Source organism: Nitrosophilus sp. (assembly GCF_982775275.1).
In genome coordinates this window covers 12,844-19,479 of record NZ_CEXZHP010000011.1, presented here as the reverse complement: position 1 = coordinate 19,479, position 6,636 = coordinate 12,844, and the positions used below count along the sequence as shown (strand labels likewise).

Genomic DNA, 6,636 nt, shown 5'->3' with positions numbered 1-6,636 from the left:
TTTTTTTCCAGCTCTTCTATTACCCTTACACTAAAATCAACACCTTGAAATTTCTGTGCGTTATCGAGTCCTCCAGGACTAAATACGTTTATTTCTAAAAGTTTATCTTCCACTATATCAAGACCTACCAAAAACATTCCATCTTGCACAAGTTTGGGTCTTAAAATATCGGCTAGTTCTAACATTTTATCTGTTATTTTTGCTGGATACGCATGTCCTCCTGCATGAATATTGCTTCTAATATCTCCTTGACTTCTAACTCTTTTAAAAGCAGCATATTTTCCATTGACTTTAAAAGGTTTACCGTTTAGTAAAAATAGTCTAACATCACCTTCCAAAGCTTTAGGAAAAAACTCTTCGGCAATTACATATCCATCTCTTGATATTGCGCTTATCATCTGATTTAGATTGTTTTCATCTGCAGGTCCAGCATAAAAAACGCTTCTTCCAGCTGATCCTTGAAGAGGTTTTAATATAATATTTTTTTTGTTTTGCAAATAAAACTCTCTTATCTCTTGTGGATCTTTTGAGATGAGAGATTTTAACCTTACTATTTTTGGAAACTGCTGAAAATACATCTTATTAATAGCTTTTGATAATCCATCAGGATCATTTAATACTATTACACCATGTCTAACAGCACTTCTTCCAAAAACAAGTGCCGAATGTTGCGCCCAAGGTTTGTCAAAATCTGCGGCGGGATCGTTTCTTAACATCATAATATCTATATCTTTATCAATAATAATTCTCTCTTTTATTGAACTTTTTGAGATTATATGCTCATAATAGAGTTTTGGAGATTTAAAATCTCTTTTTTTTGCTTTATAGGCAAATATATGAAGGGTTTCATCTGGATAATATGAAAATTTTGCAACATCTGAAAGCCATACCTCATGGCCCATCAAAGTAGCGGTATATGCCATTTTTATAGTTGAACTGGGCATTGTTTCATTTAATACATCGTTTAAAATCATCAAAACTCTCATTGAATTTCCTTTTTAACTATATCTATAATGTTTAAACCATTTTTTATTTCATCCAATTTTTTTAATGAGTTTTTATCTTTTAGATATTTTGGCATTAAAGGAGGATTTTTTAAAACTTTTCTAAGCAATAACTCTTTTATCATTGGTATGTGATTTGCCGCAATTTTTCCAATATACAAAGGTTCTATCTCTCCACCCTCTTTTAAATAATCTAAAATATCTATAAAGCCTCTTAGATATATCGAATCTTTTGTCAAACCGCCACCCCTATAAACTCTAGCAGTTATCGTAAAAGCGCTCTTTTTTGAAAAATTATAATTTTTATTTAAAAGGTTAAATGTTTTTACAAAATCAAAATCTTTTATCAAAGAATAAGAAGCTATCACTCTTGCTGCCAATATTCTTAATCTTTTTATACTCAATTCACCGCAAAGGTATTCACTCAATACCGCAAGTCCCTCTTGCATTTCATCATAACCTTTTAATCCTGTATGAAGTTGTTTAAAAGGCTGTGCAAGAGCGTTAAAATAAGTAACTAAATGGGTTCCAATTTCATGATTTAATAGAGCTTGGATCCTATTTTTGGGAAATTTGGCCCATTTATAGATCAAAAATTTATCACTGCTTACCATTGCCGAAGATACGATATCTTCTCTTATTTCTACTTTTGCATTAAATTTTGAATACTCTTTTTTATAATTTTCTATCTCATTTTTTGCAATTTCACTAAACTCTTTTGCATCAAGATATTCGCTCTCTTTTTCTTCATAATCTTTAGTTAAATCCAAAATCTCTTTTGCTATATCTAAAAGCGTATCCTCAATTTCGCCATATATTTGCATACTTCCATAAAAAAAATTTTTTGTATCTCTCTCTTTTAGCATTGTTATCTTTTTGTCTATTTCATCTTGTTTTTCGCTAAAAATTTCAGTTAATGTTGGATCTTCTATATACTCTATTGGTAATGAGAATAGTTCTCTTTTTATTATTGATGGATCAAATGGTTTTGGCCTATAATGAAAAATCGGTTTTTTTGAAAAATTGCTACTTTCAAATTGATTCCAAGCCTCTTTTATATTTACCGGTGTAGCTTGAAGTAAAAAATCAAAACTATCTTCTATTTTTGCAAGATCAGAATCAATTGTTTTAACTATTTTTGTGACAACTCTTCTTCCAAGAGATCTATAATCTATTGGCTCAACTTTAGTATGCTCTTTCATAAAAGTATAAAAAGCCATTTTGCAAGCAGCGGCAACACCTTTATGAAGTTTTGCCAATTCTAATGGATAAAGTTTTTTGCCGGTAATATCTTGGTATATAGGTTTTACTTCTAAGCCTATCATATAAATGTTATCTTTATTAAAAACTTTATTTGAATAAAGTGGCTCCATATCATATGGAGCGATATTGTCTGTAAATTTTATATCAGTTTTTGCATTTTCTCTATTGATAATGATTTCTGACAATCTATTTTTTAAAGTCTCTACTGTTTTTGTCAAAACACCAAGTTTTGGTGCAAAGATAGTAAATTGGGGTTTTTTGTTTTTTAAAAAATTTTCTTCTTTTTCATGAGGTTTTGACCAAATTTCTACCAATAAAAAAGCCCCATAATCATCTTTTGATATCTTGGCAATCTCTCTTATCATTTTGTTTAGTCCGTTTTTTGTGACCTCTTCTTTTGCTATTATGTATGCGGCTTCTCCAAATACCAATCTTTTTGTTCCAATGTCAGATCTTTTCAAAGGAATTCTATATAAGCATAAAAATGGAAGTAACCTATCTATATGGATTCTTCCTCCTCCAGGGAGCCTTTCTCTAATAAACTCATTTTTTATCAATCTTTTTTTAATATTTTCTATCATTTCATCTGAGATAACCAGCTCTTTTTTCCTTCTCATGATCTCTCCAATCTTTTTAATTGATCCAAAATAGGATTTTTTAGTTCTTTTAAGATTTCTGCTATCTTTTCAATTTTTTCAAAATATGGCTCTCCCTTCCACTCATCCATAAAAATTTTTTTAAATTCTATAGATAATACGCAAATATTGGGATAAAATCTATTATGCAACCAGTATGGGAAATAGCCCCCGCCAAACTTGACATTTTCTCTTACATCTATTGCCATGGAGTCAATCTTTTTTCTTGATAACTCATCTTTGACAGCTTTGATTAGGTTTTCCCACTTTTTTCTATTTTTTAAAGTTCTTGTTCCAAGATTTATATCTGGATTTTTCTCTTTTGGATCTTCTTTAAATGGAGATTTTCTTCTATAATTATAAGAGTGAATATCCAAAACGACAATATTTTTAAATCTATCAAGTAAATAGTTTATTATAAAATCCATATTTTTATAAAACATTTTATGTATATTATAAGATTTTTCCAATAACTCTATAGGAGGCATTTTCTCCCAAATATCCAACCCCCACGCATCTTCTGGCTTTAAATATACACATTTTTCAAAGGGTCGGTTTAAATCTACTTGAAATCTTGATCTATAAACTATCAATTTATTATTGAAATATTTTAAAAAATTTTCCGTAAAAGGATCCTCTTCTCTTAATCTTTGATCCTCTGAAATTTTCATATATTTTAAAATCTCTTTATCTACATAGTGTCCATTATGTATAGCCGTAGCAAAAATTGGAGAGTGCATTATATCTGTTTTCCATAGCAATTTCATTTTTCTCCTCCTATAACTATTTTAACCAAAAAATATATAATTTAAGCAAAAAATATAAAAATTTGCGTATACTATAAAAAATAGTTTTTAAGGAGTCAAAAATGGCCGATTTACCTAAAAATATGGATGAGTTAAAAAATTATGTAGCTGAAAATTTTGCAAAACTATCAAACGAATTTCAGTTAAAACTTTTAAAAACCCTACATAAACTTATAAAAGAGGAGGAGTTGGTAAAAAAAGAGCTGGAGTTGGAGCAAAAGGTTATGGATGAGGATAAAGCTTTATCTACTTGCGCAATCGATGATGAAACAGCTTCTATTCAAGAAGAGGTTTTAGAAGAGATAAGAAGACATTCACATATAAATGTTCATATGAATAAAGATTTAAGCGACGATCCAAGAGATGAGGACGCTAAATATGTAGACGTTACTATGGATAAGGCGATAAAAGATCCAAACGATCCCCTTGGTGACTATCTTGATGAGTTAGAAGATCAAGAAAAACCAAATACCTAAAGGAGCCCTATTTGGAAATAGCGTTATATTTTCATCTATTGGCAGCAACTTCATGGATTGGAGGATCGATATTTTTATTTGCGTTAGGGATCTTTTTAAAAGATAAAGAGGCTCAAAAAAATGTTTATTTACATATTGGGCCGCTTTATGGATATTTTGAGTCTTTTTGGCTTGCGGTTTTGTTAATAACCGGATTTTATATGTTTTTTGGTCATTCATTGCATGATGTATTGATTTTGGCTAAAGATTCCGATCTTGCAAATATTACTTTAATCAAACTTTTTCTTGTTTTTTTGATAACTTTATTTACTATAATTCATATGTATATCGCTTTTAAAACTCACGGCAAAGATAGGAGTAAACTTCAGCTTCTAATATCAAGAGGAAGCTCTATGATGATATTTATACTAAATCTTGTGATTTTATGGTATGCAGCTCAGTTAAGATCACTTCTTTGATTTTTTGATATTAATCAATGACTAAAATGTTATAAAAATCTATAATTAGGAGTAATTTTATCTTATTTATGGAGGATTATTATGGAAATTATTCCAAAAGATGCGCAAAAGGTTGAGGTAGAAGGCGCAACGGTAGATTTTTATAAGTTTGAAAAAGATGGGATTGAGTATTACGCTTTTGATACTTCCAGATGCGGACCGCCTGAGCCTATGGTAAATGCTATGGCAGGGCTTAAACTGATAAAAGGTCCAAACGTAAAATTGATTATGATAAATCATAAAATGCCTATGGGATTATTAAATAAAGTTGGAGAAAATTTTGATATCGAAAAAGAAGAACTTCCAGATGGAAACGTAAAACTTGTATTTAGTTATAAAGAAGGAGCAACACAAAAGGCTGATTTAAGCGATAGTCCCTGTCATGGTTAAAAATTAGGAGGGGAGAGTGTTTAATATTTCAAAGGAGTTTGCTCCACCATTCAATCTTATTTCTCCATTTTTTATTGCGGGTGTAGTATTTTATCTAATATCAATGATTACTATACTTTTTTATAATGTGGATTTTAATTATCAAGAGTTAAATATCGCGGGATGGGTTCATCTATTTTTGCTTGGATATGTTATGATGATAATATTTGGCGCAATGGCTCAACTAGTTCCTGTGGTATTGGAAACCGGGCATTTTAGCGTTGATTGGTATTATCTGATTTTCCCTCTTTTGCTTATTGGAACTATAGGATTGATAGTTGGTTTTTGGCTTGATCCTATTATTTTAAGCTTTGGCGGCATTTTGGTTCTTTGCGCAATGATAATTTTTGCTATAGATGTTTTTTTAACTATAAAAAAAACAACGCTAAATTCTATAACGGTTAAGGCGGTAAAAGTTTCAAATATTTTTTTACTTGTTGGAATAATAAGTGGATTTTTGATGGCCCTTACTCTTAGCGGGTTTTTGGGAGTTGATATAACAGAAATTTTAAGGGCGCATGTTTTTGCAGTTGTTGGTGGATATGTATTAATAACTATTTATGGTATATCTCTTGTTTTGCTTCCAATGTTTGGATTGGCTCATGGTTTTGATGAGAGACCTATAAATTTAGCCTTTAAATTTATGATATATTCAGTAATATCCGTTGTTATAGGAAGTTTTTTAGATATTGATATTTTGAATATTGTAGGATATATATTATCTTTTATTTCTATTGGTTACTATTTTTATCAGATATTTTTAATCTACCAAACCAGAGTTAGAAAAGAGCTTGATATTTGGTATAAATCGATGCTTATAGGATACTTTTTCTTTTTTATAAGCACAATTTTTGCCTTTATTTATATATTAAGCGGCGCATCACTTAATAATATTTTATATACTTCTGTTTGGTTTTTATTTATGTTTTTTGCTTTTTTAATAAATGGTCATTTATATAAAATTGTCCCGTTTTTAGTATGGTTTCATAGATTTAGTTCACTGGTTGGGAAGCAAAAAGTTCCGATGCTTCATGAGATGTATCCCAAAAAGCAGTCTGAATTTGAATTTTATTTTAGTGCTATTGGTGCGATTTTAGCAGGTATTGGCCTTTTGTTTGAAAACAACGATCTTTTTAGAGCCGGAGGCAGTTTTTTATTAATAGGCGCAATATTTTTAGCAACTAGCACTAAATGGATGTTAAATTATAGGAGTTAAAATGGCAAAAGTAACAAAAGAGCAAGTATATGATGCTATAAGAACGGTAATTGACCCAGAAGTTGGGTTTAATCTTGTTGATATGGGACTTATTTATGATGTGGATATAGATGAAGAAAATAATGTTCATATTAAAATGACTCTATCTACAAGAGGATGCCCTTTGCATCAAATGATGCAGCAATGGGTAAAAGAAGCTGTTGAAAAAATTCCCGATGTTAAAGAGGTAACCGTTGAGATAGTTTGGGATCCACCTTGGAATATCTCTATGGCAAGCGAAAATGTAAAAAAAGCGTTAGGCGCTGGATAA

At 30.3% G+C, this 6,636-nt stretch carries 8 protein-coding genes; 5 read left to right on the top strand and 3 right to left on the bottom strand.

The window, feature by feature from the left end; all coding sequences use genetic code 11:
• The 3 genes from AC30RD_RS01410 to AC30RD_RS01400 form a co-directional block, all read right to left on the bottom strand.
• A partial coding sequence (locus tag AC30RD_RS01410; protein ID WP_489492361.1) for an ATP-grasp domain-containing protein occupies positions 1-986 on the bottom strand: 986 nt, incomplete at its 3' end.
• Positions 983-2,884, bottom strand: coding sequence for a flavohemoglobin expression-modulating QEGLA motif protein (locus AC30RD_RS01405; protein WP_489492360.1), 1,902 nt, complete (start codon positions 2,882-2,884; stop codon positions 983-985). The genes AC30RD_RS01405 and AC30RD_RS01410, both read right to left, overlap by 4 nt.
• Positions 2,881-3,669 carry an N-formylglutamate amidohydrolase gene (locus AC30RD_RS01400; protein ID WP_489492358.1) on the bottom strand — a complete coding sequence of 263 codons (789 nt, stop codon included), beginning with the start codon at positions 3,667-3,669 and terminating at the stop codon, positions 2,881-2,883. Before AC30RD_RS01400 ends, AC30RD_RS01405 begins: the two co-directional genes overlap by 4 nt.
• A 101-nt stretch (positions 3,670-3,770) precedes the next feature.
• On the opposite strand from AC30RD_RS01400, the gene AC30RD_RS01395 reads away from it, so the two are divergent.
• From AC30RD_RS01395 to AC30RD_RS01375, 5 genes are all read left to right on the top strand, one after another.
• The gene (locus tag AC30RD_RS01395; protein ID WP_489492357.1) at positions 3,771-4,184 is read left to right on the top strand and encodes a hypothetical protein; all 414 of its coding nucleotides are present in this window, start codon (positions 3,771-3,773) and stop codon (positions 4,182-4,184) included.
• Between the two features lie 11 nt (positions 4,185-4,195).
• The gene (locus AC30RD_RS01390) at positions 4,196-4,642 is read left to right on the top strand and encodes a hypothetical protein (RefSeq protein WP_489492356.1); all 447 of its coding nucleotides are present in this window, start codon (positions 4,196-4,198) and stop codon (positions 4,640-4,642) included.
• 81 nt (positions 4,643-4,723) lie between these two features.
• Positions 4,724-5,071, top strand: a complete 348-nt coding sequence (locus AC30RD_RS01385) for a hypothetical protein (RefSeq protein ID WP_489492355.1) — start codon at positions 4,724-4,726, stop codon at positions 5,069-5,071.
• 16 nt (positions 5,072-5,087) lie between these two features.
• Positions 5,088-6,326 carry a hypothetical protein gene (locus AC30RD_RS01380; protein ID WP_489492354.1) on the top strand — a complete coding sequence of 413 codons (1,239 nt, stop codon included), beginning with the start codon at positions 5,088-5,090 and terminating at the stop codon, positions 6,324-6,326.
• 1 nt (position 6,327) lies between these two features.
• Positions 6,328-6,636 carry a metal-sulfur cluster assembly factor gene (locus AC30RD_RS01375; protein WP_489492353.1) on the top strand — a complete coding sequence of 103 codons (309 nt, stop codon included), beginning with the start codon at positions 6,328-6,330 and terminating at the stop codon, positions 6,634-6,636.

Excerpts from the sequence above, each read along its gene's own strand:
- AC30RD_RS01405 (WP_489492360.1), bottom strand. The coding sequence starts at position 2,884 with ATGAGAAGGAAAAAAGAGCTGGTTATCTCAGATGAAATGATAGAAAAT.
- AC30RD_RS01375 (WP_489492353.1), top strand. The coding sequence starts at position 6,328 with ATGGCAAAAGTAACAAAAGAGCAAGTATATGATGCTATAAGAACGGTA.
- AC30RD_RS01385 (WP_489492355.1), top strand. The coding sequence starts at position 4,724 with ATGGAAATTATTCCAAAAGATGCGCAAAAGGTTGAGGTAGAAGGCGCA.
- AC30RD_RS01400 (WP_489492358.1), bottom strand. The coding sequence starts at position 3,669 with ATGAAATTGCTATGGAAAACAGATATAATGCACTCTCCAATTTTTGCT.
- AC30RD_RS01395 (WP_489492357.1), top strand. The coding sequence starts at position 3,771 with ATGGCCGATTTACCTAAAAATATGGATGAGTTAAAAAATTATGTAGCT.